We start from the raw sequence: 2261 nt of genomic DNA, 5'->3' as shown, positions 1-2261 counted from the left end.
AAAAGCATCAACTCCAATATAGCGATTAGTTAGCACGGCATTACAAATCATAATACTCATATACAACATGCTAATTAAAATCAGCACTTTGTACCCCGCGGGATTGTCAATAATCGATTTTGATTTTTTTGAATTCAAACTGTCAAAAGGTTTGCTGTTTTCCATGACGCATATCTTGAAGTATTTGCTTGTTATTTAGCAGGTTTATTTGACCAGCCTAAGGTAAGGTTTTTCTTTATTATGCTGTATTTCATTTCGTTTCGTCGCTGGGTTATTGAGCTTCAAACCAGCAAGCAATCCGAGGTAGAAAGCTTGTGCCGCATCAAAATCTTGTATGATTTCTTCAGATAATGCAATATCCCTTGGGTCCATTAAAAAGCTTTCTTCATTAGTACGGTCAACAAATAAAACGCTGCCTTTTCTATCTTGATAACAAAGCTCATAACGTCCGTACCGAAACACCGAGCACTTATCAAGTTTGTTTTTTTGCCGGTTTTTTAATTCGATTGGCGTGTCGATTTTTTCCAGAAACTTGGCATATTCAATACCAACATAGCAAGCCTGAATAGGGTGAAGGCCATGTAAGATATCAATATCAAAAACAATATCTTCTATTTTTGAATAGACAACCGCCTTTGTGTTAATACATTGCAAAGCATATTCATTTTTTTCTTGATCGACAATTTTATAAAAAATATAGTCTGACCGCTTGTCCTTGTTATTGATTTTGTAATGGACGGCGCTCATTATCGTATTGAGCAAGCCCATAGTTTTTCCTTATGTTAAACTATCCATGATTTTTCCGATTATACAACATGGTAAGCACATTGATGCCAACAATCTCATGATGCTGTTTATCGTAATCCAATATTGTTGAGTCAGCCACAAGTGGGCTAAGCTTCCATTCGGGCGGGTCAATACTTAAATAACGTAACGTTAACTCGCCACTTTCTTTAAGCTTCACTAATACCGTATCACCATCGGCTGGTTTTACTTTAGGGTCAATGATAAATACCGTACCTTGGGGAAACCGAGGATACATCGATGGTCGGCTTTCTAAAGCAAAGGCTTGCTCACTTATTTCTTCATCGCTGCTTAAGGTCACCGGCTGCCAGTTTTTCCATTGTGTTAAATTAAGATCATCGAGCGAATGAATTGTTTTGGCGGTATGCCAATCTATCACGGGTATAAAATAGGGTTTTGTTTTCTCAAGCGATTCTTGTAAAACTTGGCGATTCGGTGTGATGAGCGAGTCTACTGAGACATGAAAATAATCAGCAAATAACTTTAATGTGTAAACACGCGGGTCTTCGGTTTGACCTGAAATCAACCGTCGAATAGTCATCACGGGGATATTCAAATCCTGTGCCAACTGGTTAAGACTAAGTTTTCGACTTTTCATTAAAAGCTTAAGGTTTTCCGCAAGGTGCTGGCGGGAGTTGTTCTCTTCTGATTCTATCGCTTGAATGGCTGCTTCCATTGTATACCCATCTTAAATGGCAAATTCAGATGAATTTTAACATGTTTTTTCCAACTAAGTAACAATGGATAAAGAAAAAGTATCATTTTTATAATTCCTCACAATTTGTATCAAGTAAATTTTCTTTTAAGATCAATAAATTATCAAAAATCAACCAATAAAACCGAAAAATATTCGCAATAGTTACTATTTTGTTTGGTATGTGTAACATTATTGTTATACCGCTTAGGTGGCTTGGATAAACACTAAAGAATCATAGGAGATGAACATGCTCATTCTGACTAGGCGCGAACAAGAAAGCATTGACGTGCTTATCGGTAACGAAAAAATACTTCGCTTTACAGTTACAAAAGTGACAGGCGATAAAATTCGCATTGCCTTTGACGCTCCACCAGCGGTCACTATTGGTCGAACTGAAATAATGTCACAAAAAGAGAACCAGTCCAGCAAAGAGACCAACGATAAAAAAGAAAGCAACACCCCTAAAGAATGCTCGCCACCCTTGAGTTGCATGAAGGGCGGTAACAAAAAACACAATAATACCGCCTGACATGCTTTTAGTAACCGCCGGAAATGAATAGCATGATACAAAAGCGACATCAATTAAGCGCTAAAACAGCGATCACTCTCCGCGGCCTTCGCAAAAACCAATCAATGAAAAGCAGCGCAAAGCTATCTTTCAGTGTTAGCTTGCTAAGTTATCAACATATTATTTTATTTAGGAGGCTGAATTAAATGAGTCGACAAAAAATAGTACCTAAAAAAGCATTAGCCAGTGTAA

General features: G+C 37.5%; 3 protein-coding genes. 1 reads left to right on the top strand and 2 read right to left on the bottom strand.

Annotation, left to right across the window (positions count from 1 at the left end; translation table 11 throughout):
• Positions 1–204 precede the first annotated feature (204 nt).
• Positions 205–768: a hypothetical protein gene (locus COV52_01330; GenBank protein PIR11945.1), complete on the bottom strand. Its 564-nt coding sequence runs from the start codon at positions 766–768 to the stop codon at positions 205–207.
• Between the two features lie 19 nt (positions 769–787).
• The gene (locus COV52_01325) at positions 788–1480 is read right to left on the bottom strand and encodes a peptidase S24 (GenBank protein ID PIR11944.1); all 693 of its coding nucleotides are present in this window, start codon (positions 1478–1480) and stop codon (positions 788–790) included.
• A 262-nt stretch (positions 1481–1742) separates the two neighbouring features.
• Here COV52_01325 and COV52_01320 point away from each other — a divergent pair, with 262 nt between their 5' ends.
• Positions 1743–2030, top strand: coding sequence for a hypothetical protein (locus COV52_01320; GenBank protein PIR11943.1), 288 nt, complete (start codon positions 1743–1745; stop codon positions 2028–2030).
• Positions 2031–2261: the final 231 nt, after the last annotated feature.

It is taken from the genome of Gammaproteobacteria bacterium CG11_big_fil_rev_8_21_14_0_20_46_22 (assembly GCA_002796245.1).
GTDB lineage: Bacteria > Pseudomonadota > Gammaproteobacteria > UBA12402 > UBA12402 > 1-14-0-20-46-22.
This window is presented reverse-complemented; position numbering and strand designations above follow the sequence as displayed.

Coding starts and splice junctions, on each gene's coding strand:
- COV52_01330 (PIR11945.1), bottom strand. CDS start 768: ATGGGCTTGCTCAATACGATAATGAGCGCCGTCCATTACAAAATCAAT.
- COV52_01325 (PIR11944.1), bottom strand. CDS start 1,480: ATGGAAGCAGCCATTCAAGCGATAGAATCAGAAGAGAACAACTCCCGC.
- COV52_01320 (PIR11943.1), top strand. CDS start 1,743: ATGAACATGCTCATTCTGACTAGGCGCGAACAAGAAAGCATTGACGTG.